This window comes from Streptomyces sp. NPDC056580 (genome assembly GCF_042793175.1).
Lineage (GTDB): Bacteria > Actinomycetota > Actinomycetes > Streptomycetales > Streptomycetaceae > Streptomyces.
The window spans coordinates 42,268-68,690 of the sequence record NZ_JBHTVE010000015.1; the positions used below are offsets into that span (position 1 = coordinate 42,268).

Here is a 26,423-nt window from a genome sequence, read left to right on the forward strand (position 1 = left end):
AGGCGGCCCGGGCCCGCCTCAGCCGTGGCGCCAGGGCAGCCGCAGCGCCCGGCCCTGCGCCCGGCCCGCCTCGGCGGCCGGGCCGCGGGTGCCCGGGTCCAGCGGGTTGTCGCCGATCGCCGCCTGCGCCGCCTCGTCCGGCGCCACGACCACGACCTCGGCGCCCCGGGCGCGCAGCTCCCGCACCGACCGCTCCACCGGCCGCTCGCTCGGGAAGGGCTCCGTCATGCCCATCGGCACGATCACCACCACCCGGTCGGCGCCGGCGTCGTCCACGTAGTCGAGGTTGGCCATCGAGCGCACCCCGCCGTCGACGTACCGGCGGCCGTCGATGCTGACCGGCGGCCACACACCCGGCACCGCGCAGCTCGCCGCCACCGCGTCCACCAGCGGCACCCCCGAGTCCTTGTCGAAGACCCGCGGCTCCCCGCTCTCGGCGTCCACGGCGACGATCCGCAGCGCGCGCTCCGGCCAGCCGTGCGAGGGCAGCCGCGACTCGATCACCGCCCGCCGCCGCGGCTCCGGCACGGTCGGCGCCGCCAGCGCCGCCCGCCCCACGGCCCGGCGCAGCTCCGGCACGGAGGCGTTGGCGGAGGTCGCGGCGCCGATCTCGGCGGCGAACCTCTCCAGGTCCATCACGGCCATGATCTCGGCGGACTGCAGCGCCGGGTCCACCTGGCGCGCGTACAGCTCCGCCAGGCTCAGTCCGCTGCCGAGCTGCGCCGAGACGGTGGAGCCGGCGGACGTCCCGAGCAGCAGGTCCGCCCCGGTGACGTCCTGCCCCGCGTCGGCGAGCCCCGCCAGCACCCCGGTGATCCAGGCGATCCCGCCCACACCGCCGCCGCCCAGCACCAAAGCCTCGGACATCCCTGCTCCTCGGTAGTCGGATCTTGATCCACCGGAATGACACCACACGAGGTGAAGGCGACCGTCCGGATGTGGCCACCGGGCGCCCCGGCCCGGCCGCCCGGCATGCGCCGGCGCGGACGTGCCGTCACCGGTCACCGCGGACGTGCCGTCACCGGTCACCGCGGACGTGCCGTCCGCGGTGACCGCTCGTAGCCTGGGACGACGGAACGGGAGGTTGCCGTATGAACAGGCGCTGGACCGCGCGTCTGGCCCTGGCGGCGGGCGCGGCGGCGGTGGCGGTGCTGCTGGTCTTCGCCGGGCTCGGCAGCGTCTTCCTGGTGGCCGTGGGTACGGCCGGGCTGGCGCTCACGGCGGCCGGTGTGTGGTGGCTGCTGAGCCGCACCGGATGGGTCAGGACGCTGGCCGTGCTGCTGGTGGTCGCCGTACCGCTCGCCGTCCTCGCCCTGTACGCCGCCGCCGGGCTGCTGTGGGTCGTGCTGGCCTCGCTCGGCCTGTGGACGCTGGCCGTCTCCGCGGGCCGGGCGGCGCTCGCCGGCGAGGGCACGCCGGCCATGCCGGAGCGGCCGGCGGACCGGGCCCGGCACCCCTTCCTGATCATGAATCCGCGCTCCGGCGGCGGCAAGGTCGGCAGGTTCCGCCTGGCCGAGCGGGCCAGGGAACTCGGCGCCGAGGTCGTGGTGCTGGACCCGGCCGCGCCGCGGGACGTGGCCGAGCTGGCCCGGCAGGCCGTACGGCGCGGGGCCGACCTGCTCGGCGTCGCGGGGGGCGACGGCACCCAGGCCCTGGTCGCCGGGGTGGCCGCCGAACACGGCCTCCCGTTCGTGGTGATCAGCGCCGGCACCCGCAACCACTTCGCCATGGACCTGGGCCTCGACCGGCAGGACCCCGCGGCCTGCCTGGAGGCGCTGACCGACGGCGTCGAACTCCGCGTCGACCTCGGCCGCATCGGCGGCGGCCGGGGCCCCGCGGACGGCGGCGCCGAGCGCGTCTTCGTCAACAACGCCTCGTTCGGCGTGTACGCGGCCGTGGTGCAGAGCCCCGCCTACCGCGATGACAAGGCGCGTACCACCCTGGAGATGCTGCCCGACCTGCTGACCCGGCACACCGGCCCACGGCTCGTCCTGCGGGCCCGCGGACGGACCCTGACGGGGCCCCAGGCCGTCCTGGTCAGCAACAACCCCTACCACGGCGACGACGCGGCGGGACTGGGCCACCGGGACCGGCTGGACTCGGGCCGGCTGGGCGTGCTGGCCGTCGATGTGAACGGCGCCACGGAGGCGACCGAGCTGCTGCTGCGCGGCGGACGCAGCCGCGGGCTGACCGCCTTCGAGGCCGGGGAGGTCGTGGTGGACGCCGACGCGCCCGCCGTCCCGGCCGGGGTCGACGGCGAGGCCCTGATGCTGCCCACCCCGGTGCGCTGCCGGATCGAACCGGGCGCGCTGCGCGTCCGGGTGCCGCGCCACCGCCCCGGCGCGCCCCGCACGGCCCCGGCCATGAACTGGCGCGAAGTCCGCCGCCTGGCCATGACGATGGGCCGCGCCGCCACCGGCCGCGACACCCGCTGACCCGGCCGGGCCGGACCGTCGGGCGTCCGCTTACCCCCGGCCCGCGGACCGGCGGGCGAGGTGCGTGACCGGCTCCCGCACGAGCGGCGGCGCGAGGGCGGACAGCGGGGGCCGCCCCGGTCCGCCGTTCCCGGTCCGCGTCACTTCGCTGGCCCCGGGGGTCTGCCGTGCTTCCCGCCCTTCGCGGGGCCGCCGCGCTAGGCGCCGCCCGGTGATTCCGCCGCCCGGCGGTCGCCCGGTCCCGCGTGCCGTGCCGCGTACGGGTCGGCCGGGGCGCCTGGGGGCGCCTCCCGCTCCAGCTCGCGCCGGGCGGCCAGCAGGTCCCTGCGCGCCTCCTCGCTCACCTCGGGGTAGCGGGGGCCGATCTCGATCAGGGTGTGCGCGAGGACGGCCGCCGTGCAGATCCGCGCGAACCACTTGTGGTCCGCCGGCACGACGTACCAGGGGGCCCAGGGGGTGCTGGTGGCCGACAGCATCGCGGAGAAGGCCCGCTGGTACTCGTCCCAGTGACGCCGCTCGCGGACGTCGGCCGCGGAGAACTTCCAGTTCTTCTCCGGCAGGTCGATCCGTCTCAGGAAGCGGACGCGCTGCTCCTCCTTGGAGAGGTTCAGGAAGACCTTCACGACCCTGAACCCGCCGTCGGTGAGGTGCCGTTCCCACTCGTTGATCTCGCGGTAGCGCCGCTCCCAGACGTCCGGTCCGCGCGCTTCCGCGGGCAGCCGCTGCCGTACGAGGTTCTCCGGGTGCACACGGACCACCAGGACCTCCTCGTAGTGGGAGCGGTTGAAGATGGCGATCTCACCCCGCGCGGGCAGCCGCTGGGCGTAGCGCCACAGGTAGTCGTGGTCCAGTTCCTCGTCCGAGGGCACCTTGAAGCTGCTGACGCGGACGCCCTGGGGGTTGACGCCGCTCATCACGTGCCGGATCGTGCTGTCCTTGCCCCCGGCGTCCAGCGCCTGGAGGCACAGTAGGACGCCGTAGGTGTCCTGGGCGGCCAGCCGCTGCTGGTACTCCGCCAGCAGGGCCACCCCGGTGTCCAGCATCTTCTCGGCGTCACGCTTGCGCAGCCCCGCCCGGTAGCGGGGGTCGAAGTCCCGGCCGACGTCCACCCGCGTGCCCGGCGGCACCCGCAGCGGCTCGATGAGTTCCGCGATGCGTGCGGCCGGATCGTCGGTCACCTGCGCTCAGCTCCTCTCCGGCTCGGGCGCCCTTGCTCATTCTCGGCTCACCCGTACAAGATCGCCCCCGGAGCCGGGCCGCCGGTCGCGGACAGAGGGTGTCCGCGAGGCCGGCCGGCGTGCGCCCATGACGCAGCGCAGCACCGCGCCCCGCCCCGACCCCGAGACCCCTGCCCCGCCCCGCTTCCTGCCGGAGTACGACGACCTCCCGCTCTCCCACGCCGGCCGCGGCCGCGTCGTCCCCCAGGCACCGGGGCCGCGCCCGGCGCGGCGACCAGGCCCACCGCACCCTCCTGGTCGACGGCTTCCCGGCCGGCCTGCAGAAGCCCGACGGCGCCACGCTCGTCGTCGAGCCGTTCGCCCGGCTGACGGGGGATCAGCGGGAGGCGGTCGCCGAGGAGGGCGTCCGCATGCTCGCCGCGCGGCACCCCGGCAAGCCCTGCGACGTCCGGTTCGGCACGGTCGTACCGCGGTGAGCCGCCCGCGCGTCCGTCCACGCGGATACAGCGCCTCGAACGGGACCTGGGCGCCGAACTGTTCGACCGCTCGCCGCGCCAGGTCCGGCTGACCGGGGTCGGGGAGCGGCTGCCGCCCGAGGCACGGGCGGTGCCGGCGGCGGGGGACAGGGCGCGGGCCGCCGCCGCGCCCGCGGGGCCGGCTCCACCGCACGTGCGGGCCGGTGGCCCGACGCCTGCGCCGAACGGGTGCCCGCGGTGAGCGCGGGAGTTGGAGAGGGGGGCGCTGCGGGCCGCTCGTGGTGGCTCGCAACGCCCCCCCGGCATCTACCCGAGGGGTGCTCGGGTGGTCCTCGGGGCTATGAGGCGACCTGCGCCTGCACGAGGTCGGAGAAGGTGGTCAGCCGGGTGTACACACCCGGGTAACCGGCCTCCGCGCAACCCTCGCCCCAGGAAGTGATCCCTGCCAGGACGCCCCCGATCAACAGGGGACCGCCGCTGTCGCCCTGGCAGGTGTCTACGCCGCCGGAGGTGTATCCGGCGCAAACCATGTCGGACTGGACGTAGTCCGAACCGTAGGAGCTCCTGCAACCGGCGTCCGACACGACCGGAACGGTCGCGGTCCTGAGCTGGTTGGAGGAGCTTCCGCTCTCCGAGGTGGTGCCCCAGCCCAGGATGCGGGCCGTGGTGCCGGGCGCGTACACGCCGGTCTGGGAGGAGGAGACGTACGGCGCCTTCGTGTACGGCATCGCCGTCGCCAGGGTCAGCACGGCCACGTCGTCGCCGTTGGTGGCGTCGGTGTAGTCCGGGTCGATCCAGATCCTGCTGACCTTGCTGACCGTGCCGTTGGTGCCGTTCAGATAGGTCCGGCCGCCGACCACGCGGATGCTGCCGGTCGTCTCGCCGACCATGCAGTGGGCCGCCGTCACCACCTTCTTGGCGGCCACCAGGGTGCCGCCGCAGAACTGGCTGCCGGAGGCGTCCGTGACCTGCATGACGAACGGGTACGCCGTCGTGGTGGTGGTCGTGCCCCCCACGATGGGCTGAGGAGCGTCGGCCGCGGCGGGGGAGGCGATGAGCGCGGTGGCCGCGGCGGCGGCCGTCGCCAGGAGCGCGGCGGTGGTCTTCTTTCTGGCACGTCTGAGGCCGGTCATGCGTCTCCTCGGGTTGGCCGGTGGGGGGTTCGCACGGGCGTGGGGGTGGTGCACGTGGGTGGGGGAACCCCCTGCTCGGGCGAGACCGAGCGGCTGGGGGAGGGACCGACCCCGTGTGCCCGGGCGAGCGGCACGCCCTTTACGCTAGGACCCGGGCCCCCCGGCTCCCAATGAGGGAACCCCCTAGGGGGTTGGGTGAGGGAAAACCCTCGGTCCGGCTCAGTTAACTAGCGCCCCGCTCACCGCGCTCGGCGAGCCGCCGCCAATCGGACGATGTCGACGCGCGACCGGATCCCCAGCTTGCGGTACACCCGGGTCAGGGTGGCCTCGACCGTCTTCACACTGACGAACAGCCGGGACGCTATCTCCCGGTTGGTGGCGCCCTCCATGACGAGCGCGGCGACCTGACGCTCCATCGAGGCCAGGCCGTCCAGCGCGTCCAGCGGGTCCCGGGCGGGCGGCGCTGGCTCCGGCTGCGGGGCGCGCAGCGCCTCGTCCACCTGGCGCAGCCACGGCAGCGCCCGGCAGCGCCGGAAGAGCCGCACGGCCTCGTCGTACGCCGCCCTGCGCCTGGCCGGGGTCTCCGCGTTCCGGGCGCGCAGCCGGGCCAGCGCGAACGCGGCCCGGGCCTCCTCCAGCCCGTTGCCCAGCCTGCCGAGCCGGTCCTGAGCGGACGTCAGCCGGGCGACGGCGGCCTCGTGGTCGCCGCGGGCCGCCCGGGCCAGCGCCTCCGCCCGGTCCAGGACGGCCAGGACACTCTCCCGGCCCAGCCTGACGGCGTGTGCCCGGGCGCCGTCGATGACCTGCTGCGCCTGGCCGGGCTCTCCGACCAGCACCAGGGCCTCCGCCAGGTCGCCGTGCCAGCGGCCGCGCGCCGGGTCGGTGATGCCGAGCCCCAGCTCCAGCTCCCGCACCCGGCCCAGCGACTCCACGGCGGCCCGGGCGTCCCCGGCGACGAACTGGGCGTAGCCGAGGGCGGCCAGGGCGCGGGAGAGGTACATCTGGTCGCCGTCCTCCTCGGCGTGCCCGACCGCCTCGCGGGCCAGCTCCAGGGCCCGTTCGGTGTCGCCCCCGGACGCCTCGGCGAGCGAGGCCAGCATCGCGGACGCGCTCTCTCCGATGCCCGCGTCCCGGGCCAGCCGCAGACTCTCCCGCGACAGGTCGAGGGCCCGCCCGCAGTGACCGGCGCGCAGCTCGGTCTCGGCGCACATGCGCAGGTAGTGCACCTCGCTCTCGACCATGCCGCGCCGGCGCACCTCGCGCAGCAGCGCGGTGATGGTGGCCCGGGCCTCGGTGAGCCGGTCGCTCATCAGCAGCCAGCGGTAGCGGGCGTAGCCGACGCCGTTGTGGTGGCAGGCGACGTACGGGTCCTGCGGTTCCTCCAGGGCCCGCTGGGTGGTGGCGGCGGCGTCCGGGTGCCCCATCAGGGTCTCGGTGGACGCCTGGAAGGCGCGCGCCATCAGCTCGGTGCGCCGGTCGCCGGCCCGCGCCGCCAGTTCGGCGGCGTGCGCGGCCTCCTGGCGGGCCTCGGTGAAGTCGCCCTCGACGACCAGGGCGCGCCAGGCGAGCTGGTAGCGGACCAGGGCGAGCAGTCTGGGGTCGTCGCCGGCGTCGGCCAGCGCCTGCGGGAAGACGGCGTCCACGTCGCCGAGCGCCTGCCCGGCCGACTCGATGACCACCATCCAGGCCCGCACCCGTTCGGCGGGCCGCACGGCCCGGGAGAGCACCTCGCGCGCGATGTCCCGGGCCAGGTCGGCCTCGCCGGCCGTGATGGCGTCCTCGGCGGCCCGCAGCCGCCGCTCGTCCGGCCCCGGTTCGCCGCCGGCCGGGGTGTGCCGGGCGGCCAGCAGGCCGAGCGAGGCGGCCACCGAGGGCGCTCCGCGGTCCCGTGCCAGGGCGGCGGCGCCGGCGAGCCGGCCGGCCACGTCCGGGTCGGTGCCGGTGGTGGCGAGGGCCAGGTGCCGGGCCCGTTCGATGGGGTCGAAGGCCGCCGTCGACAGCGCCGCGTGCACCGCGCGCCGCTCCTGGGCGGGCGCCTCCGCGTACAGGGCGGCGGATATGAGCGGGTGCGCGAACCGCACGGCCGGATCGTCCGTCTCGGTTGCCAGCAGCCCGAGTTCGGCGGCCTGGGCGCACTCGGCCTCGGCGTTCTCCCGGCCGGCCGCGTGCAGCAGGGCGAGGGTGGGGCGGGCGCCCGCGCTGGCCAGCAGCAGGGTGCGGCGGGCCTCCACCGAGAGCAGGTCGAGGCGGCTGAGGACCAGGGCGCGCAGCGAGGTGGGCACCGGAAGCGGCTCGCCCGGCCGGGGCGGGGCCGGGTTCTCGGCCAGGACGCGGCCCAGCTCCAGGGCGAACAGCGGGTTGCCGCCGCTGGTGCGGTGCACCTCCCGGACCGTGGAGCGGGGCAGGCCGTCGTAGCCGCGGTGGTTCAGCAGCGTGGTGAGCTCGGTTCGGGAGAGCGGGCCGAGCCGCATCGAGAGGGTGCCCGGCGGGCAGGCGCGCAGATGGCGGTCGTAGGCCTCGTCCTCGGTGCGCACCGCGCACAGCATCTGCACGGGGGTGTCGCCGAGCCGGCGGGCGGCGAAGCCGAGCAGTTCGGCGCTGGCCGGATCCAGCCACTGCAGATCGTCGGCGACGATGAGGACCGGGCCCCGGTCGGCGAGCGCCCGCAGCGCGGAGAGTACGGCGAGGCGCAGGGCGAGACCGTCGCGCTGGAGGCTGGACTCGCCGCGGCCGGTGAGCGCCGACTCCAGGGCCGTGAGCTGAGCGGCGGGCAGCCGCGGGGCGACCTCGTCGAGGGACTGGCCGAGGAGGTCGGCGAGGGCCAGGAACGGAAGATGGGATTCGGACTCGGTCGCCGAGCAGCGCAGGACCCGGCGCGCGGTGGCGCCGTATTCCTCGGCCAATGCCCGCAGGACCGTCGATTTCCCTATTCCGGCGGGGCCGTGCAGCAGCACGCTGCCACCGGAGTCGAGCCGGTCCCGCGCGCTCACGAACAGCTCTTCGCGGCCGATGACCAGGTCGGGACGGCATCGCACCGACTCCTGGAAGTCCCGTCGCACGGTCACCGCTCCCCTCCTGTCTAGTGTCCGGGCCAAATTCTAGGCAACGATCCTTGAAATTCGGACGGAAGCCGTGGTGAGGGAAATAACAAACGGTCAAGCGCAGGAAAAAATTCGCGGCATGGTCACAACAATGGGCAGGTTTCCTTACGAGCGCCGCCGACCGGCCGGTCTCTACGGCAGGAGCCCCGCCCGGCGTGCCGCGGTCACCGCCTCCCCCCGGGTGTGCGCGCCCAGTTTCCGCATCGCCGAGCGCAGATAGCCCTTCACCGTCTCCGGACGAAGACCCAGCCGCTCGGCCACGGCCGCGTTCGTCGCGCCCGCCGCCACCCAGGACAGCACGTCCAGCTCCCGCGGCGCCAGGCTCGCGCCGCCGGCCGGGCGGGCCGCGGTCAACATCCCGCAGGCCGCCAGCAGTTCGGCGCGCAGTCCGGGGTCGGTGATCCGCGGCGCCAGCGCGCGCAGCGCGGCGTGCGCCTCGCGCACCTGCTCCTGGCCGGTTACCGCCGCCCGGCGCCCACCGGCGGGCTCGGTGCGGGCCGCCGCGAGCAGCCCCCGCGCCTCCTCCCGCACCACCAGCGACTGCTCCACGTCCCGGGCCGCCGCCACCGCCGCGCCCAGCGCGCGGTCGCCGAGCGGCTGGGCCGAGCGCAGCGCGCCGTACAGCACCCCGCGCACCCGGCGCCGCACCACGACCGGCACCGCCAGCACCGAGTGGATGCCCTCGGCGGCCACCGGGACGTCGTACTCGTGGCTGATCTGCCGGGAGCCGGCGTAGTCCGTCACCGCGCACGGCCGGGCCAGCGCCACCGCCCTGCCGCCGAGCCCGTTCCCGGAGGTCACCGCGAGGGATCTGAGGGCGGCGGTGTGGGTGCCGCTCAGTTCGCTGATCCGGATCTGCGGCCGGCCTGCCTCGACCAGTCCGCCGAAGGCGACCGGGAGCCCCGTGGCGTGCCGCAGCCTGGCCAGCGCACCGCGTATCTCCGTCGTCGCCACGGCCTCTGCTGCCACCTCATCGCTCCTTCGGTGCGGCTCACCGTGGACCACACCCCCGTTCGGGGGTAGTGAGACCTGCATCACGGATTAGACGATGCCAGAGAGCCGCCCGGCAATGGTCCGGATTCTAGGAGGACACCGATGACGACGGCGACCGAGGTCTTCAGGACCGCGCGGGACTTCCTGCTGGAGCACCGCGAGGACTACACCCGCGCCTACGAGGGCTTCGCCTGGCCGCGCCCCGAGCACTTCAACTGGGCGCTGGACTGGTTCGACGTGATCGCCGAGGGCAACGACCGGACGGCGCTGCACATCATCGAGGAGGACGGCACCGAGACCAGGGTCTCCTTCGCCGAGATGGCCGAGCGCTCCGACCGCGTCGCCGGCCACCTGCGGGCGCGGGGCGTCGCCGCCGAGGACCGCATCCTCGTCATGCTGGGCAACCAGGTCGAGCTGTGGGAGACCGCGCTGGCCGCGATGAAGCTGCGCGCGGTGGTCATCCCGGCCACCCCGCTGCTCGGCCCGGCCGACCTGCGCGACCGGGTGGAGCGGGGCCGGGTCAAGCACGTGCTGGTACGGGCCGAGGACACCGCCAAGTTCGCCGAGGTGCCCGGCGCCTACACCCGGATCGCGGTCGGCGGGCTGCCGGAGGAGGGCTGGGAGCCGTACGAGGACGCGTACGCCGCCGGTGCCGACTTCGTCCCCGACGGGCCCACCCTGGCCGACGACCCGCTGATGCTGTACTTCACCTCCGGGACGACCGCCCGCCCCAAGCTGGTCGAGCACACCCACACCTCGTACCCGATCGGGCACCTGGCCACCATGTACTGGATCGGCCTCAAGCCCGGTGACGTGCACCTGAACATCTCCTCGCCCGGCTGGGCCAAGCACGCCTGGTCCAACCTCTTCGCCCCGTGGAACGCGGAGGCGACGGTCTTCATCCACAACTACACGCGCTTCGACCCCGCCCGCCTGATGGCCGAGATGGACCGGCACCGCGTCACCACCTTCTGCGCGCCGCCGACCGTGTGGCGGATGCTCATCCAGGCCGACCTGACCCAGCTCGCCACCCCGCCGCGCGAGGTGGTCGCCGCGGGCGAGCCGCTCAACCCGGAGGTCATCGAGCAGGTCCGGCGGGCCTGGGGTATCACGATCCGGGACGGCTTCGGGCAGACCGAGACGGCCGTGCAGGTCGCCAACAGCCCCGGCCAGAAGCTGAAGACGGGCTCCATGGGCCGGCCGAGCCCCGGGTACCGGGTGGAACTGCTCGACCCGGTCTCCGGCGCCCCCGGCGCCGACGAGGGCGAGATCGCCCTCGACCTGTCCGAGCGTCCCGTCGGCCTGATGACCGGTTACCACGGCGACCCCGACCGCACCGCGGAGGCGATGGCCGGCGGCTACTACCGCACCGGCGACGTCGCGTCCCGCGACGCCGAGGGGTACCTGACCTACATCGGCCGCAGCGACGACGTCTTCAAGGCCTCGGACTACAAGATCAGCCCGTTCGAGCTGGAGAGCGCGCTGCTGGAGCACGAGGCCGTCGCCGAGGCGGCCGTCGTGCCCGCCCCCGACGAACTGCGGCTCGCGGTGCCCAAGGCGTACGTGGTCCTCGCCGAGGGCTGGCAGCCCGGCCCCGGCACGGCCAAGGTGCTCTTCGAGCACTCCCGCCAGGTGCTCGCCCCCTACAAGCGCCTGCGCAGGCTGGAGTTCGCCGCGCTCCCCAAGACCGTCTCCGGCAAGATCCGCCGCATCGAGCTGCGCGAGGCCACCGCCGCCGGCTCCGACCACGAGTACCGCGAGGAGGACTTCCGGTGACCTCGGAACTGTCGTACACGCACGGAACCGGCCCCACCGCCCTGCTCGGCGACACCATCGGCGCCAATCTCGACCGCGCGGTGGCCGCCTGGCCCGGGCGCGAGGCCCTGGTCGACGTGTCCGCCGGGCGGCGCTGGACCTACGCCGAGTTCGCCGCAGACGTCGGCGGGCTGGCCCGCGCGCTGCTCGCGAGCGGCGTCGCCAAGGGCGACCGGGTCGGCATATGGGCGGTCAACTGCGCCGAGTGGGTGCTCGTGCAGTACGCCACCGCACGCGTCGGCGCGGTCATGGTCAACATCAACCCGGCCTACCGCACGCACGAGGTCGAGTACGTCCTCAACCAGGCCGGGATCTCCCTGCTGTTCGCCTCCGTCCGGCACAAGTCGAGCGACTACCGGGCGATGGTGGAGGAGGTCCGGGCCCGCTGCCCGCGGCTGAAGGAGACCGTCTACATCGGCGATCCCAGCTGGGCGGCGTTCGCCGATCGCGGCTCCGCGGTGCACGAGGACGAACTGCGGGCCCGCGAGGCCGAGTTGTCCTGCGACGACCCGATCAACATCCAGTACACCTCGGGCACCACGGGCTTCCCGAAGGGGGCCACGCTCTCCCACCACAACATCCTGAACAACGGCTACTTCGTGGGCGAGCTGGTCGCCTACACCGAGCAGGACAGGGTGTGCATCCCGGTCCCGTTCTACCACTGCTTCGGCATGGTCATGGGGAACCTGGCGGTCACCTCCCACGGCGCCTGCATGGTGGTGCCGGCGCCCTCCTTCGACCCGGAGGCAACGCTGGAGGCCGTCCAGCAGGAGCGCTGCACCTCGCTGTACGGCGTGCCGACCATGTTCATCGCGGAGCTGAACCTGCCCGGCTTCGCCGAGTACGACCTCTCCTCCCTGCGCACCGGCATCATGGCCGGCTCGCCCTGCCCGGTGGAGGTGATGAAGCGGGTGGTCGCCGAGATGCACATGGCGGAGGTCTCCATCTGCTACGGCATGACCGAGACCTCCCCGGTCTCCCTGCAGACCCGCGTCGAGGACGACCTCGAGCACCGCACAGGCACCGTCGGCCGGGTCCTGCCGCACCTGGAGGTCAAGGTCGTCGACCCGGTCTCCGGGGTCACCCTGCCGCGCGGCACGGCGGGGGAGCTCTGCACCCGCGGCTACAGCGTGATGCTCGGCTACTGGGACGAGCCGGAGAAGACGGCCGAGGCCGTCGACGCGGGCCGCTGGATGCACACCGGCGACCTGGCGGTGATGCGCGAGGACGGGTACGTCGAGATCGTCGGCCGCATCAAGGACATGATCATCCGGGGCGGCGAGAACGTCTACCCGCGCGAGATCGAGGAGTTCCTCTACGCCCACCCCAAGATCCGGGACGTCCAGGTGGTCGGCGTGCCGCACGAGAAGTACGGCGAGGAGGTCCTGGCCTGCGTCATCCCCCAGGACCCCGCGGACCCCCTCACTCTGGAGGAGCTGCACGCCTTCTGCCGCGACCGCCTCGCCCACTACAAGGTGCCCAGCCGGCTGCAGATCCTCCAGACCTTCCCGATGACGGTCTCGGGCAAGGTGCGCAAGGTGGAGCTGCGGCGGACGTACGGGAGCTGACGGCGGGGGACCCGGCGGCTCAGCCCGGGCCCCGGCCGGCGAGGTCCCGGCCGGGGCCGTTCACCGGCGTGGCCGTCCCGTCGCGGTCGAGGGCGAACAGGGGGACGGCCAGGGCGTCGGCCCGGCCGCGGGCCGCCCCGGTGTAGCCGGCACGGGAGAAGTAGACGCAGTCGGCGGACTCCGTCATGGCCGTCAGCCACAGGCACTCCACGTCCCGCACCGTGGCCGGGCGCCCGGCCGGGTCGACCCGCACGAGGAGGCCGGGCGCGGCCAGACCGATGCCGGCCGGCGGGCGCCGGCCGGCGCGCCGGACGTCCCGGTGGCCGAGCCGGCGCAGGCACAGCACGGCGGCGGTGACCGCGTCCCGCGCGGAGGAGGAGGCGGCGGACCGCGCCGGAGCGCGGTGGCCGGGGCCCGGTGACGGGGCCCCGGCCACCGGTATGCGCAGCACCGTGCCGCACGGGCAGCCCAGTTCGGGATGCGGCCACTGGTTGCGGCGGCCGCAGGCGGCGCAGCGCACGACGATCCAGTCCTCGTCCCAGGCGCGGTGGGCGAGCACGGCGGGTCGGGCCGCCGCGTCCAGCCGCGGGGCGCTGGGCGCGCCGCAGGCGCAGGGGTACGGGGGCGCGGTGTAGACGTGCTCGCGCCGGCAGGCCGGACAGTGCAGCGGAACGCTCTCGGGCATCGCCCATCCACTCCCAGGCGTGGCTTCGGGGCAGCGCCCCCATCGTCCTCCATCCCCGCCCGCCTGTCCGGCTCTTGGCGCCGTTGCCGGGCCCGGCTCCCCGCGGCGCCCCGGCTCTCTTGACGGCGTCCGGCCCCCACCTTACATTGATTCCAGATAGTAGAAGTTGTATTCCGCCATACGGAAAACAGTGCGGAAAACGTATCGACGTCAGAAGTGACGACCCTGGAGACAGTGCTCACCGCGGGGCGCGACGGGAGTACGCATCCGACAGCCGAAGCAGGAGTACTCGATGGCCCGAATGACCGCTGCCCGCGCGGCAGTTGAGATCCTCAAGCTCGAGGGCGTCAGCGACGCCTTCGGCGTGCCCGGCGCGGCGATCAACCCGTTCTACAAGGCGCTGAAGGAGGGCGGCGGCATCCACCACACGCTCGCCCGCCACGTCGAGGGCGCCTCGCACATGGCCGAGGGCTACACCCGCGCCCGCCCCGGCAACATCGGCGTCTGCATCGGCACCTCCGGGCCCGCCGGCACCGACATGATCACCGGCCTGTACTCGGCCATCGGCGACTCGATCCCGATCCTGTGCATCACCGGCCAGGCGCCCACCGGCGTGATGCACAAGGAAGACTTCCAGGCCGTCGACATCGCCTCCATCGCCCGGCCGGTGACGAAGATGGCGGTCACCGTCATGGAGGCCGCGCAGGTCCCCGGCGTGTTCCAGCAGGCCTTCCACCTGATGCGCTCCGGCCGGCCCGGCCCGGTCCTGATCGACCTGCCGATCGACGTGCAGCAGACGGAGATCGAGTTCGACCCGGAGACGTACGCGCCGCTGCCGGTCCACAAGCCCGTCGCCACCCGGGCCCAGATCGACAAGGCCCTGTCCTTCCTGCTCGCCGCCGAGCGCCCGGTCATCGTCGCCGGCGGCGGTGTCATCGGCGCCGACGCCTGCGACCTGCTGGCCGAGTTCGCCGAGCTGACCGGCACCCCGGTCATCCCGACCCTGATGGGCTGGGGCGCGCTGCCCGACGACCACGAGCTGAACGCCGGCATGGTCGGCGTCCAGACCTCGCACCGCTACGGCAACGCCACCTTCCTGGAGTCGGACTTCGTCCTCGGCATCGGCAACCGCTGGGCCAACCGCCACACCGGCTACAAGCTCGACACCTACCGCCGCGGCCGCACGTTCGTCCACGTCGACATCGAGCCCACCCAGATCGGCCGGATCTTCCCGCCGGACTACGGCGTCGTCTCCGACGCCAGGGCCGCGCTCGAGCTGTTCGTCGAGGCCGCCAGGGAGCTGAAGGCCGACGGCCGGCTGCCCGACCGCGCCGAGTGGGTCGCCTCCACCCGGGAGCGCAAGGCCACCCTGCTGCGCCGCACCCACTTCGACGACGTGCCGATGAAGCCGCAGCGCGTGTACGAGGAGATGAACCGGGCGTTCGGCCCGGAGACCCGGTACGTCACCACCATCGGCCTCTCCCAGATCGCCGGCGCGCAGATGCTGCACGTCTACAAGCCGCGCCACTGGATCAACTGCGGTCAGGCCGGCCCGCTCGGCTGGACCATCCCGGCCGCGATCGGCGTCGCCAAGGCCGACCCGGACTCCCCGGTCGTCGCCCTCTCCGGCGACTACGACTTCCAGTTCCTGATCGAGGAGCTGGCGGTCGCCGCCCAGCACCGGATCCCCTACGTGCACGTCCTGGTGAACAACGCCTACCTGGGCCTGATCCGGCAGGCGCAGCTCGGTCTCGACATCGACTTCCAGGTCAACCTGGAGTTCGAGAACGTCAACACGCCCGAGATCGGCGTCTACGGCGTCGACCACGTCAAGGTCGCCGAGGGCCTTGGCTGCAAGGCGATCCGGGTCACCGAGCCGGGCGAGCTGGGCGCCGCCTTCGAGCAGGCCAGGAAGCTGGCCGCCGAGTACCGGGTGCCGGTCGTGGTGGAGGCGATCCTGGAGCGGGTCACCAACATCTCCATGAGCCGCACCATGGACATCAGCGACATCACCGAGTTCGAGGAGCTCGCCACCGAGCCCGGCCACGCGCCGACGGCGATCAGCCCGCTGAAGGCCTGAGCAGCCTGCCCGCAGAGGGGCGGTCCGTCCGCAGGGACGGGCCGCCCCTTCGGCGTGCGGTGCGGGCGGCAGCGCTCACTCGGACCCGCCGCCGCAGCCACCGCCGAAGTCATGCCCGCCGAAGCCGTGGCCGCCGTGGGCGCCGCCGTGGTGGTGGCCGCCGTGCCCGCCGCCGTGATCGCGGCCGTCCGTGTCCCGGCCGCCGTCGTCGTCCCCGTGGTAGGCGATGGCGCGGACGCCGCCGCCCCGGCCGAAGGGGAACCGGCCCTCGTCCGCGAGGGCGCCGCGGCCGGTGAGCCCGGAGTCGCGGGCGAAACGCGGCAGCAGCGCGGTCAGCGCGCGCTCGCCGTGCAGCGCGACGGCGAGCAGCATCTCCTCCGCCGCCGGGCCGTCCGGGCCGTCCGGGCCGGCCGGGCCGTCCGGCAGCGGACGGCGCTCGCGCGACTCCGCCAAGAGCCGGCGGCCGGCCCGGGTGCGGCCCGGCGGCAGCGCCCGCAGCAGTCCCGCCGCCACGAGCTCGGCGCGCGTCCTGGCCAGCGCCCGCCGGACCACCGCCCGGCCGGTCAGCTCCCGCGGCCCGGCGGGCCGGTAGAGGCCGGTGCGGACCGCCTTCTCCAGTGGATGGCGGAAGGCTGTGGCGTCCCCGGCGCCGGTCCTGCGCAGTGTTCCCGGCCGGCCGGCGTCGACCGCCCCGCGCAGGTGCAGTGCGAGCACGGCGACGGTCACGGCGGCCCGGTCGCCGCCCCGAAGCAGGGCGATCGCGCACGGGTCCGGCGGCAGCGGCGTCGTACGGTCCATGAGGCACCCCCGTACGGGGCCCGCCGCCCCCGTGCCGGCGGACCCCGCGTGCCGACAATGTGCCCGACCGCGACGGCCGCCAGAAGCCCCTGCGCCGTTGTTCAGAGCTTGATTTGAGGTTGGCGTACGCCGGGTACGGCCACCGCCGTACCCGGCGCCGCTACCACTCGTGCTCCGTCAGGCCGGGCCAGTCCTCCGGCCCGCCGCCCTGCCACTCGACGAGGTCGCTCTCCTCGACCTCGATCCGGTCCAGGTCGGCCAGCCGCAGGATCTCCACCACGTCGTCCAGGTGGGAGGCGAGCCCCAGGGTCACGTCCCCCTCGGTGACCCGCCGGGAGCCGTCCAGGGCCGGGGCGTGGACCACGATGTGCGGATACTGCGTCGGATTTCCCATGGCTCCAGCGTCCTGCGGGCGCGGCCGGGGCGCACGCCGGCGCCCGAGCAGCACGAAGAGCGCCCCCGGAGCGGGGGCGCTCTTCGTGCCGTGTGGTGGCCGTCCGACGGCGCGAGGCTGGGCGCGACAGGACGTTCGCGCCGCCGGACGGCTGACAGGGGGGCCTCTGCGCGAGGCCGGGACAGGAGGACCGCGGCGGCCGCGACGGAACCGGGAGCCCTTCCCTCTGGTCGAGAAGGGGACCCGCGTCCTTCACCACCGCACTGGCTCGCGCGCCGCCGCGGTCCTCGCTCTGCCCGCCGCACCGAGAGGTCACCCCTCATCCGGACCCCTCGGCAGCGGGTCGTGCGCGTCCGGTCCCCGGCCTCCCCGCCGGGACCCGGACGCGGTCTTCGGGCCCTCAGTCCTCGCGCAGGGCGCGGACCGCCTCCTCCACACGCCTGCCGTAGTCGGGGTCGGCGGCGTGGAAGTGGGCCAGGTTCTTCTCGATCACGTCGTCGCGGGAGACCTGCGAGAGGCCGCCGGCGATGTTCGCGACCAGGCGCTGCCGCTCCTCCTCGGACATCAGGCGGTACAGGTCGCCCGCCTGGACGAAGTCGTCGTCCTTCGTGTGCTGCGGGGCCTCGTGGGTGCCGGTGTGACCCGACACGGGCAGCGGGGCCGACAGGGGGCGGCCGGTCTCCACCGGGCCGCCGTAGGAGTTCGGCTCGTAGTTCTTTGCGTACCGGCCCTGGGAGTTGACCGCCATGAGGCCGTCGCGGCCGTAGTTCTGCGCGGTCGTCGCCTTCGGCGCGTTGACCGCCAGCAGGGTGTGGTTGACGCCGAGGCGGTAGCGGTGGGCGTCCGCGTAGGCGAACAGGCGGCCCTGCAGCATCTTGTCCGGGGACGGGCCGATGCCGGGGACGAAGTTGTTCGGGGAGAACGCGGCCTGCTCCACCTCGGCGAACACGTTGTCCGGGTTGCGGTCCAGCACCAGCCGGCCGACCCGCTGGAGCGGGTAGTCCCGGTGCGACCACACCTTCGTCAGGTCGAACGGGTTGAAGCGGTAGTCGGCCGCCTCGGCCGCCGGCATGACCTGGACGTACAGGGTCCACGACGGGTGCACGCCCCGCTCGATGGCCTGCAGCAGGTCCGTCTGGTGGGAGCAGGGGTCCTTGCCCGCGATCTCGGCGGCCTGCTCGCTGCTCAGCGAGCGGACGCCCTGGTTCGTCTTGAAGTGGTACTTGACGAAGAAGGCCTCGCCCTCGGCGTTGGTCCACTGGTAGGTGTGCGAGCCGTAACCGTTCATGTGCCGGTACGACGCCGGGATGCCGCGGTCGCCCATCAGCCAGGTGACCTGGTGCGTGGCCTCGGGGGAGTGGGCCCAGAAGTCCCAGACGTTGTCGGGCTCCTGCCGGCCGGTGAACGGGTCGCGCTTCTGCGAGTGGATGAAGTCCGGGAACTTGACAGGGTCCTTGATGAAGAACACCGGGGTGTTGTTGCCGACCAGGTCGTAGTTGCCCTCGGCGGTGTAGAACTTCACCGCGAAGCCGCGCGGGTCGCGGACGGCGTCGGCGCCGCCGAGGGAGTCGGCGACCGTGGAGAAGCGCACGAACACCTCGGTGCGCCGGCCGGTCTCGCTCAGGAAGTCGGCGTGGGTGAAGCCGGTGACGTCGTCCGTCACCTCGAAGTGGCCGTACGCGCCGGAGCCGCGGGCGTGCACCACGCGCTCGGGGATCCGCTCGCGGTTGAAGCGCGCGAGCTTCTCCAGCAGGTGCTGGTCCTGGAGCAGGAGCGGACCGCCGACGCCGGCGGAGGCGGAGTTCTGGTTGTCGGCGACCGGGGCGCCGGACTCGGTGGTGAGCACGCGCTTCGACATCGTGGACCTTCCGTGCGGGAGTCAGCGGAAACCTGTTTCCGCTTCGTGGAGCCTAGAAGTGGGAGAACGGGGCGTCAACAGTTTGTTGAAGCCGGTTCCGGGCCGCGGCGCCGCCTGGGCGCGACAGGACAGGTGTCGGCGGCGCCGCGGCCCGGAAGTCGAGGGGGGCGGGTCAGACCTGGGCGCCGGAGAGGCGCTCGACGGCCCGCAGCAGGGCCGAGTGGTCCAGGCCGCCGTCACCCTGCGCGCGCAGCGACGCGACGAGCTGGGCGACCACGGCGCCGACCGGCAGGGCGGCCCCCACGTTGCGGGCGGCGTCGGTGACGATGCCCATGTCCTTGTGGTGCAGGTCGATCCGGAAGCCCGGCGCGAAGTCGCGGGCGAGGAAGTTGTCCTTCTTGCGCGTGAGCACGGTGGAGCCGGCGAGCCCGCCGTTCAGGACGTCCAGCGCTGCCTTCAGGTCCACGCCGGACTTCTCCAGGAACACCACGGCCTCGGCGCAGGCCTGGATGTTCACCGCGACGATGAGCTGGTTGGCGGCCTTCACGGTCTGGCCCGAGCCGTGCGGGCCGCACAGCACGATGGTCCGGCCCAGCGCCTCGAAGACGGGCCGGGCCCGGTCGAAGTCCGCCTGCTCGCCGCCGACCATGATCGACAGCACCGCCTCCACGGCGCCGGCCTCACCGCCGGAGACGGGGGCGTCGAGGACGCGGATGCCCTTGTCCGCGGCGGCCTTGGCGAGGTCGACGGAGGTCTGCGGGGTGATCGAGGACATGTCGATCAGCAGCGCGCCGGACCGCGCGTTCTCCAGGATGCCGTCGGGGCCGTAGGCGATGGCCTCGACCTGCGGGGAGGCCGGGACCATCGTGATCACGACATCGGCGCCCCGGACCGCCTCGGCGATCGAGCCGGCCGCGGTGCCGCCCGCGGCGGCCAGGCGGTCCAGCTTCTCCCGCTCCAGGGTGAAGCCGGTGACGTCGTACCCCGCCTTGATCAGGTTCTCGGACATGGGGGAGCCCATGATGCCGAGGCCGATCCAGGCGATCTTGGGAAGGTTGCTCATGGGAGGTGCCTCTCTGGCTGTCTTCGTGGTCGGGGCGCCGGAGCACGGCCCCGGCGGGGTCGTCTCAGCGGGCGGCGCGGGCCTCACGGGGCAGCCACTCGAAGGCCTCCGCGCTCGGCGAGTCGCCCGGCTTGTACTCGAGGCCGACCCAGCCGCCGTAGCCCGCCTTCGCCAGCCGGTCGAGGAGGTCTTCGAGGGGCAGTGAGCCGGTGCCGGGGGCGCCGCGTCCGGGGCTGTCGGCGATCTGCACATGGCCGGTCCTGGCGGCGTACCCCTCGATCACCGCCGGCAGGTCCTCGCCGTTCATGGCCAAGTGGTAGAGGTCCATGAGGAACGTGGCGTTGCCGAGCCCGGTCGCCTCGTTCACCCGGTCGGCGACCTCCACGGCGGCCGGCGCCGACACCAGCGGGTACAGCGGCGACTCGGGCGCGTTGAGCGCCTCGACCAGCAGCACCGCGCCGATCCGGTCCGCCGCCCGGGCCGCGAGGGCGAGGTTCTCCAGGGCGAGCGCGTCCTGTTCGGCCGGGTCCACGCCCGCCACGCGGTTGCCGTACAGGGCGTTGAGCGCCGTGCAACCGAGGGACGCGGCGAAGCCGGCGGCCACGTCGACGTTGGCGCGGAACCGCTCCGACTCCGCGCCGGGGACCGACAGGGCGCCGCGGTCCGGGCCCGGCAGCCGGCCGGCGTAGAAGTTCAGGCCCGTGAGCCGGACGCCCGCGTCCTCGACGGCCCGCCGCAGGGCGTCGAGCTCGGACTGCTCAGGGGTGGGGGAGTCGACCCAGGGCCACCACAGCTCGACCGCCGTGAAGCCCGCCGCGGCGGCGGCCGCGGGGCGCTCCAGGAGCGGGAGTTCCGTGAAGAGGATCGACAGGTTGACGGTGAAGCGCTGGTCTGCGAATCCCACGGGGGCGGCGCTCCGTTTCTGTAATTCCATAATGTGGAAGTTTGTTTCTGCGTAACGGAAGACTGCCTGTGGGTCTCGCCGCTTGTCAAGGGGTGTCGTCCGAGGGGGCCGTGCGAAGGGGCCCGCGCGGGTCCTTCGCCGGGCCTGCCCAGGGGCCGGGGCCGGGGGTTAGGTTGAGCCCGTGCGATTGAGAGTGGAGTTCACGACCGAGCCCTTCGACCTCGAGGAGGCGCCCGGGCACGCCCTGGCGGCCCGCGCGGTCATCGAGGCGGCCGAACTGGACGCCGTGGACGTCGGCCCGTTCGGCAACACGGCCGAGGGCGGTGCGGACAGCGTGCTGACGGCCGTGGACGCGCTGCTGCGCAAGTCCCTGGAGGCCGGCGCCACCCGGATCTCGCTGCAGGTCAACGTGGTCGGGGAGGGCGGGGAGTGACCGGCGCCGGGGGCGACTCCTTCATCGCGGCCGTGAAACCGCTGGTCGACGCCATGGGCGGGGAGCTGCTCCCGCCCGACGAGGCCGGCCCCGACGACGTCGTGCTCTCCTGGGAGGGCGCCGCCGTGGTCGCCGTGCGCCTGCCCCAGCTCGCCGACTCCCTGGATCACATCCTCGCCGCAATGGAGCGCAGGAAGGGCATGCCCCTGGCCGACCTGGACCGCAAGGCCAAGCAGGAGGTCGTGCGCGTGCTGGAGGCTCGCGGCGCCTTCTCCGTCCGGCACGGCGTGGAGACCGTGGCGGGCGCGCTCGGCGTCAGCCGCTTCACCGTGTACAACTACCTCAACCGGGAGAAGGAGGGCTGAGGGCCGTCCGGGATGTAACCCGGAATTTTCAACAAAGTGTTGACGCCGTGTTTCCGAGGGCGTTAGCTACAGGGCAGCCCGTTCAGCACGAAGGCCGTTTCCGGCCACGGAGGCTCCCGTGACTACGACTTCCACGCCCCCGGGCCTGGCCCGGTTCAACGTCCTGGAGGAGCGCGCGGCCCTCGCCGCCCTCCACGAGGCGTGCGCCTCCACCGAGTGGGCCCGGCGGCTGCTGGCCGGCCGGCCGTACGCCACCGTCGCCGACCTGCACCGGGCGAGCGACGCCGCGACGGCCGCGCTGAGCGCCGCCGACCTGGCGGAGGCGATGGCCGGCCACCCTCCGATCGGCCGCCCCGCGCCCGGCGATCCGACCTCCGCCAGGGAGCAGCGCGGCATGGCCGGCGCCACCGACGAACTCAAGGCCGAGATACTCGAACTCAACCTGGCCTACCAGGAGAGGTTCGGCCACGTCTTCCTCATCTGCGCCACCGGCCGCGGCGCGGCGGAGATGAGGGACGCGGCCAGGGAACGGATCGGCAACCCGCCCGAGCGGGAACGGGAGATCGTCCGGGCCGAGCTGGGGAAGATCAACCGCATCCGCCTGGCCCGACTCGTCGAAGAGGACGCCTGACATCATGAGCACCAGCACCACCGCCTCCGTGTCCACGCACATCCTGGACACCTCCGCCGGCCGCCCCGCCGAGGGCGTCGCCGTCCGGCTCGCCGCCCGCCCGGGCCGCGACGCCGACTGGCAGGCGCTCGGCGGCTCGGCGACCGACGCCGACGGCCGGTGCAAGGACCTGCCGGCGCTGCCGGAGGGCACCACCCACGTACGGCTCGACTTCGCCGTGGAGCCGTACTTCGAGAAGAAGCAAGCCGATGCGCAGCAGGACGCCCCCGCGAATCGGGACAGCGGGCCCGCGGTGTTCTTCCCCGAGGTGGCGATCACGTTCGCCGTCGTACCGGGCGAGCACTACCACGTACCGCTGCTGCTCAACCCGTTCGGCTACTCCGTTTACCGAGGGAGCTAGCTAATGCCCACCATCCTGGGTCAGAACCAGTACGGCAAGGCCGAGAACCGAGTCGTAAAGATCACGCGGGACGGCGCCACCCACCACATCAAGGACCTGAACGTCTCCGTAGCCCTCAGCGGCGACATGGAGGAGGTCCACTACTCCGGCTCCAACGCCAACGTCCTGCCGACCGACACCACCAAGAACACGGTGTTCGCCTTCGCCAAGGAGCACGGCATCGAGTCGGCCGAGCAGTTCGGCATCCACCTCGCCCGCCACTTCGTCACCTCACAGCCGGCCATCCACCGCGCCCGCATCCGCATCGAGGAGTACGCCTGGGAGCGGATCGAGACCTCCGACGCCAACTCGAAGTTCATCGGCGCGGACGAGGTCAAGCACTCCTTCGTGCGCAAGGGCCAGGAGACCCGGCTGGCGCAGGTCACGTACGACGGTTCGTCGTGGGAGGTCGTCTCGGGCCTGAAGGACCTGACGGTGATGAACTCGACCAACTCCGAGTTCTGGGGCTTCGTCAAGGACAAGTACACCACGCTGCGGGAGGCCTACGACCGCATCCTGGCCACCTCGGTGTCCGGCCGCTGGCGCTTCAACTGGACCGACGACGAGCAGAAGATGCCCAACTGGGAGAAGTCCTACGAGCAGGTGCGCAAGCACATGCTCCAGGCCTTCGCCGAGACGTACTCCCTGTCGCTGCAGCAGACGCTGTACCAGATGGGCTCGCGCATCATCAACAACCGCGGCGAGATCGACGAGGTCCGCTTCTCGCTGCCCAACAGCCACCACTTCCTGGTCGACCTCGAGCCCTTCGGGCTGAAGAACGACAACGAGGTCTACTTCGCCGCCGACCGGCCCTACGGCCTGATCGAGGCCACCGTGCTGCGGGACGGCTGCGAGCCGCGCATCCCGGTGGACCTCACCAATCTCTAGCCACATCACCCTCTCGGCACCCGTGACCGGGGAACCCATGTCCCCGGTCACGGCACTCAAATCCTCCAGGGTCCTGCCGTGCCCACCCATTTCAGTCCGCTGAGCGAAAAGGACGAATCATGGCAGCAGCCCAGCGCATCGTCATCGAGAACTGTTCGATCGCGACCGTCGACGCCGACGACACCGAGTACGCCTCCGGGTACCTGGTCATCGCCGGCAACCGCATCGAGGCGGTCGGCGCGGGCAAGGCCCCCGAGGACCTGGAGAACGTCGTACGCCGCATCGACGCCACCGGGCACCTCGTCACCCCCGGCCTGGTCAACACCCACCACCACTTCTATCAGTGGATCACCCGGGGTCTGGCCACGGACCACAACCTCTTCGACTGGCTCGTCGCGCTGTACCCGACCTGGGCGCGCATCGACGAGCCGATGGTCGACGCGGCGGCCCGGGGCTCGCTGGCGATGATGGCCCGCGGCGGCGTGACCACGGCCATGGACCACCACTACGTGTACCCGCGCGGCTCCGGCGACCTGTCCGGCGCGATCATCCGCGCCGCCCGTGAGACGGGCGTCCGCTTCACCCTGGCCCGCGGCTCCATGGACCGCAGCGAGAAGGACGGCGGCCTGCCCCCGGACTTCGCCGTCGAGTCCCTCGAGGGCGCCCTCGCCGCCACCGAGGCGACCGTCAGGGAGCACCACGACTCCTCCTTCGACGCCATGACCCAGGTCGCCGTCGCCCCCTGCTCCCCCTTCTCCGTCTCCACCGAACTGCTCAGGCAGGGCGCCGAACTGGCCCGTTCACTCGGGGTCCGGCTGCACACCCACGGCTCGGAGACCGTCGAGGAGGAGAAGTTCTGCCACGAGCTGTTCGGCATGGGCCCGACCGACTACTTCGAGTCCACCGGCTGGCTGGGCGAGGACGTGTGGATGGCGCACTGCGTCCACATGAACGACTCCGACATCGCCGCCTTCGCCCGGACCCGGACCGGTGTGGCGCACTGCCCCTCCTCCAACGCCCGCCTCGCGGCCGGCATCGCCCGCGTCCCCGACATGCTGGAGGCGGGCGTGCCCGTCGGCCTCGGCGTCGACGGCACGGCGTCCAACGAGTCGGGCGAACTGCACACCGAACTGCGCAACGCGCTCCTCATCAACCGCCTCGGCGCCCACCGCGAGGCCGCGCTCAACGCCCGGCAGGCGCTGCGTCTGGGCACCCACGGCGGTGCCCAGGTCCTCGGCCGCGCCGCCGAGACCGGCTCGCTGGAGCCGGGCAAGCTGGCCGACCTGGTGCTGTGGAAGCTGGACACCCTCGCCCACGCCTCCATCGCCGACCCGGTGACCGCCCTGGTCTTCGGCGCGGCGGCCCCGGTCACCGCCTCCTTCGTCAACGGCCGGCAGATCGTCGAGGACGGCCGCCTGCTGACCGTCGACGAGGACGCCGTCGCCCGCTCCACGCGGGACGAGGCCCGGCGTCTGGCGCGCATCGCCGCCCAGGGCTGAGCCCGCACTGGAACTCCGGCCGGGAGGGACGGCTCCCGGCCGGCAGCGGCGGACCCCAGCGGGGTCCGCAGCGGCCGGCTCCGGGGCGCGCGTGAAGGCGCGCGCCCCGGAACGGTCTCCGTTCGCGGGCCCCCTGGGGCCCACCGGTCCCGCACGACCGCCGCGCACCACCTCCCTGAAACCGCGTCAGAGCCGACGTGTCCCACCGACCGGAGGAGCCGCCGTGTCCGCCCACCCCGTCGACACCGACGAAAAGTCCGTCCACCCCGTGGACGAGAAACTCCCCGCCCTGAAGATGGCGACCAGCGGCCTGCAGCACGTGGCCGCCATGTACGCGGGGGTCGTAGCCCCGCCCCTGATCGTCGGCGCGGCCGTAGGCCTGTCCGGCACCGACCTCACCTTCCTCACCGGCGCCTGTCTCTTCACCGCCGGTCTCGCGACCTTCCTGCAGACCCTCGGCATCTGGAAGATCGGCGCCCGGCTGCCCTTCGTCAACGGGGTCACCTTCGCCGGTGTCGCCCCCATGACGGCGATCGTCGCCTCCGCCGAGGACAAGTCCGACGCCCTGCCGATGATCTTCGGCGCGGTCATCGTCGCCGGCCTCCTCGGCTTCCTCGCGGCTCCCGTCTTCTGCAAGGCGGTCCGCTTCTTCCCGCCGGTCGTCACCGGCACGGTCATCACCCTGATCGGCGTCTCGCTGCTCCCGGTCGCCTTCAACTGGGCACAGGGGCCGAACCCGGCCGCCCACGACTACGGTTCGGCCACCAACCTCACCCTGGCCGGCGTCACCCTGCTGATCGTGCTGCTGCTGCGCCGCTTCACGCGCGGCTTCGTCAAGCAGATCGCGGTCCTGCTCGGCCTGATGGCGGGCACCCTGATAGCCATACCCTTCGGCGTCACGGACTTCGCCCCGGTGACGAAGGCGGCCGTGGTGGGCTTCCCGACACCGTTCCACTTCGGCGCCCCGCAGTTCCACATCGCCGCCATCCTGTCGATGTGCGTGGTGATGGTGGTGTCGATGACCGAGTCGACGGCGGACATGCTGGCACTGGGCGAGATCGTCGAACGGCCCGCGGACGAGCGGACCATCGCGGCCGGCCTGCGCGCCGACACCCTCGGCTCGGCCCTCAGCCCCCTCTTCAACGGCTTCATGTGCAGCGCCTTCGCGCAGAACATCGGGCTCGTCGCCATGACCAGGATCCGCAGCCGCTTCGTGGTCGCCGTCGGCGGCGGCTTCCTGGTCCTGATGGGCCTGTGCCCGATGGCCGCCTCGCTCATCGCGGTCGTACCACGCCCGGTCCTCGGCGGCGCCGGCGTCGTGCTGTTCGGCTCGGTCGCGGCCAGTGGCATCCAGACCCTGGTCCGGGCCGGCCTGGAGCGGGACAACAACGTCCTGATCGTCGCCGTGTCCCTGGCCGTCGGCATCATCCCGATAACGGCGCCGGAGTTCTACCACGCGTTCCCGGACACCGCGAAGATCGTCCTGGACTCCGGTATCTCCACCGGGTGCCTCACCGCGGTCCTCCTCAACCTGGTCTTCAACCACCTGGGCCGGAACCGCGACGCCACCGACGTCACCCATCCGATGGAGTCGGGCGAGGAACTGGCTCCCGCCCACTGAGCGGGACGCGTGCGGCGGGAGGCGGCGCGGCGGCCACGGCCCCGCGCCGTCTCCTGCCGCCGGGGC

General features: G+C 73.3%; 23 protein-coding genes and 1 pseudogene. 13 read left to right on the forward strand and 11 right to left on the reverse strand.

The features are described 5' to 3' along the window. Positions 1 to 18 precede the first annotated feature (18 nt). Positions 19 to 867: a patatin-like phospholipase family protein gene (locus ACFQ9Z_RS29895; RefSeq protein ID WP_383025852.1), complete on the reverse strand. Its 849-nt coding sequence runs from the start codon at positions 865 to 867 to the stop codon at positions 19 to 21. A gap of 224 nt (positions 868 to 1,091) precedes the next feature. Between ACFQ9Z_RS29895 and ACFQ9Z_RS29900 the strand changes: the two genes are divergently transcribed. Next, positions 1,092 to 2,435: a diacylglycerol/lipid kinase family protein gene (locus ACFQ9Z_RS29900; RefSeq protein ID WP_383025855.1), complete on the forward strand. Its 1,344-nt coding sequence runs from the start codon at positions 1,092 to 1,094 to the stop codon at positions 2,433 to 2,435. Positions 2,436 to 2,632: 197 nt separating this feature from the next. Here the strand turns inward: ACFQ9Z_RS29900 and ACFQ9Z_RS29905 are convergent, their stop codons facing one another. Next, positions 2,633 to 3,613 (reverse strand): polyphosphate kinase 2 family protein, encoded by a 981-nt coding sequence (locus ACFQ9Z_RS29905; protein ID WP_383025859.1) that lies wholly within the window; start codon positions 3,611 to 3,613, stop codon positions 2,633 to 2,635. A 145-nt stretch (positions 3,614 to 3,758) separates the two neighbouring features. Here ACFQ9Z_RS29905 and ACFQ9Z_RS29910 point away from each other — a divergent pair. Continuing rightward, positions 3,759 to 4,089, forward strand: a pseudogene (locus tag ACFQ9Z_RS29910) (DNA glycosylase AlkZ-like family protein); the annotation flags it as partial. A 58-nt stretch (positions 4,090 to 4,147) separates the two neighbouring features. Continuing rightward, the gene (locus tag ACFQ9Z_RS29915; RefSeq protein ID WP_383026456.1) at positions 4,148 to 4,330 is read left to right on the forward strand and encodes a hypothetical protein; all 183 of its coding nucleotides are present in this window, start codon (positions 4,148 to 4,150) and stop codon (positions 4,328 to 4,330) included. Positions 4,331 to 4,427: 97 nt separating this feature from the next. Here the strand turns inward: ACFQ9Z_RS29915 and ACFQ9Z_RS29920 are convergent, their stop codons facing one another. The 3 genes from ACFQ9Z_RS29920 to ACFQ9Z_RS29930 all read right to left on the reverse strand — a co-directional run bounded on the left by ACFQ9Z_RS29920 (position 4,428) and on the right by ACFQ9Z_RS29930 (position 9,358). Beyond that, on the reverse strand, positions 4,428 to 5,222 hold the full coding sequence (locus ACFQ9Z_RS29920; RefSeq protein ID WP_383025862.1) for a S1 family peptidase: 795 nt from the start codon (positions 5,220 to 5,222) through the stop codon (positions 4,428 to 4,430). Between the two features lie 239 nt (positions 5,223 to 5,461). Next, complete coding sequence (locus ACFQ9Z_RS29925; protein ID WP_383025865.1) at positions 5,462 to 8,287, reverse strand: helix-turn-helix transcriptional regulator; 2,826 nt, start codon at positions 8,285 to 8,287, stop codon at positions 5,462 to 5,464. 168 nt (positions 8,288 to 8,455) lie between these two features. Further along, positions 8,456 to 9,358: a LuxR C-terminal-related transcriptional regulator gene (locus tag ACFQ9Z_RS29930; RefSeq protein WP_383026459.1), complete on the reverse strand. Its 903-nt coding sequence runs from the start codon at positions 9,356 to 9,358 to the stop codon at positions 8,456 to 8,458. Positions 9,359 to 9,418: 60 nt separating this feature from the next. Between ACFQ9Z_RS29930 and ACFQ9Z_RS29935 the strand changes: the two genes are divergently transcribed. Both ACFQ9Z_RS29935 and ACFQ9Z_RS29940 read left to right on the forward strand, forming a co-directional pair. Beyond that, positions 9,419 to 11,092, forward strand: coding sequence for an AMP-binding protein (locus ACFQ9Z_RS29935; protein ID WP_383025869.1), 1,674 nt, complete (start codon positions 9,419 to 9,421; stop codon positions 11,090 to 11,092). Beyond that, entirely contained in the window at positions 11,089 to 12,699 is a 1,611-nt protein-coding gene (locus ACFQ9Z_RS29940) for an AMP-binding protein (protein ID WP_383025872.1), read from the forward strand. The genes ACFQ9Z_RS29935 and ACFQ9Z_RS29940 overlap by 4 nt, the downstream gene beginning before the upstream one ends. A 19-nt stretch (positions 12,700 to 12,718) precedes the next feature. Here ACFQ9Z_RS29940 and ACFQ9Z_RS29945 read toward each other — a convergent pair whose 3' ends face one another. Next, positions 12,719 to 13,384: a hypothetical protein gene (locus ACFQ9Z_RS29945; protein ID WP_383025875.1), complete on the reverse strand. Its 666-nt coding sequence runs from the start codon at positions 13,382 to 13,384 to the stop codon at positions 12,719 to 12,721. Between the two features lie 292 nt (positions 13,385 to 13,676). Here ACFQ9Z_RS29945 and gcl point away from each other — a divergent pair, with 292 nt between their 5' ends. Continuing rightward, the gene (gene gcl / locus ACFQ9Z_RS29950; RefSeq protein ID WP_383025879.1) at positions 13,677 to 15,464 is read left to right on the forward strand and encodes a glyoxylate carboligase; all 1,788 of its coding nucleotides are present in this window, start codon (positions 13,677 to 13,679) and stop codon (positions 15,462 to 15,464) included. A gap of 75 nt (positions 15,465 to 15,539) precedes the next feature. Here the strand turns inward: gcl and ACFQ9Z_RS29955 are convergent, their stop codons facing one another. The 5 genes from ACFQ9Z_RS29955 to ACFQ9Z_RS29975 form a co-directional block, all read right to left on the reverse strand. Next, positions 15,540 to 16,262, reverse strand: coding sequence for a TIGR04222 domain-containing membrane protein (locus ACFQ9Z_RS29955; protein WP_383025882.1), 723 nt, complete (start codon positions 16,260 to 16,262; stop codon positions 15,540 to 15,542). Positions 16,263 to 16,422: 160 nt separating this feature from the next. Next, on the reverse strand, positions 16,423 to 16,656 hold the full coding sequence (locus tag ACFQ9Z_RS29960; protein ID WP_383025886.1) for a hypothetical protein: 234 nt from the start codon (positions 16,654 to 16,656) through the stop codon (positions 16,423 to 16,425). 400 nt (positions 16,657 to 17,056) lie between these two features. After that, entirely contained in the window at positions 17,057 to 18,514 is a 1,458-nt protein-coding gene (locus tag ACFQ9Z_RS29965) for a catalase (protein ID WP_383025889.1), read from the reverse strand. A gap of 172 nt (positions 18,515 to 18,686) precedes the next feature. Beyond that, positions 18,687 to 19,577 carry a 2-hydroxy-3-oxopropionate reductase gene (locus ACFQ9Z_RS29970; RefSeq protein ID WP_383025893.1) on the reverse strand — a complete coding sequence of 297 codons (891 nt, stop codon included), beginning with the start codon at positions 19,575 to 19,577 and terminating at the stop codon, positions 18,687 to 18,689. 64 nt (positions 19,578 to 19,641) lie between these two features. Beyond that, complete coding sequence (locus ACFQ9Z_RS29975; RefSeq protein WP_383025897.1) at positions 19,642 to 20,481, reverse strand: TIM barrel protein; 840 nt, start codon at positions 20,479 to 20,481, stop codon at positions 19,642 to 19,644. Between the two features lie 181 nt (positions 20,482 to 20,662). Between ACFQ9Z_RS29975 and ACFQ9Z_RS29980 the strand changes: the two genes are divergently transcribed. From ACFQ9Z_RS29980 to ACFQ9Z_RS30010, 7 genes are all read left to right on the forward strand, one after another. After that, positions 20,663 to 20,914, forward strand: a complete 252-nt coding sequence (locus ACFQ9Z_RS29980) for a hypothetical protein (protein WP_383025900.1) — start codon at positions 20,663 to 20,665, stop codon at positions 20,912 to 20,914. Further along, positions 20,911 to 21,279: a helix-turn-helix domain-containing protein gene (locus ACFQ9Z_RS29985; RefSeq protein WP_383025904.1), complete on the forward strand. Its 369-nt coding sequence runs from the start codon at positions 20,911 to 20,913 to the stop codon at positions 21,277 to 21,279. Before ACFQ9Z_RS29980 ends, ACFQ9Z_RS29985 begins: the two co-directional genes overlap by 4 nt. A gap of 118 nt (positions 21,280 to 21,397) precedes the next feature. Then, on the forward strand, positions 21,398 to 21,910 hold the full coding sequence (gene uraD, locus ACFQ9Z_RS29990) for a 2-oxo-4-hydroxy-4-carboxy-5-ureidoimidazoline decarboxylase (RefSeq protein WP_383025907.1): 513 nt from the start codon (positions 21,398 to 21,400) through the stop codon (positions 21,908 to 21,910). A 4-nt stretch (positions 21,911 to 21,914) separates the two neighbouring features. Beyond that, the gene (gene uraH / locus ACFQ9Z_RS29995) at positions 21,915 to 22,310 is read left to right on the forward strand and encodes a hydroxyisourate hydrolase (protein ID WP_281293588.1); all 396 of its coding nucleotides are present in this window, start codon (positions 21,915 to 21,917) and stop codon (positions 22,308 to 22,310) included. Positions 22,311 to 22,313: 3 nt separating this feature from the next. Next, positions 22,314 to 23,237 carry a factor-independent urate hydroxylase gene (gene pucL, locus ACFQ9Z_RS30000; RefSeq protein ID WP_383025912.1) on the forward strand — a complete coding sequence of 308 codons (924 nt, stop codon included), beginning with the start codon at positions 22,314 to 22,316 and terminating at the stop codon, positions 23,235 to 23,237. Between the two features lie 119 nt (positions 23,238 to 23,356). After that, a complete protein-coding gene (locus ACFQ9Z_RS30005) occupies positions 23,357 to 24,736 on the forward strand; it encodes an 8-oxoguanine deaminase (RefSeq protein WP_383025915.1) in 1,380 nt (459 codons plus the stop codon). A gap of 295 nt (positions 24,737 to 25,031) precedes the next feature. Then, positions 25,032 to 26,357 (forward strand): nucleobase:cation symporter-2 family protein, encoded by a 1,326-nt coding sequence (locus tag ACFQ9Z_RS30010; protein ID WP_383026462.1) that lies wholly within the window; start codon positions 25,032 to 25,034, stop codon positions 26,355 to 26,357. The last annotated feature ends 66 nt before the right edge of the window (positions 26,358 to 26,423 follow it).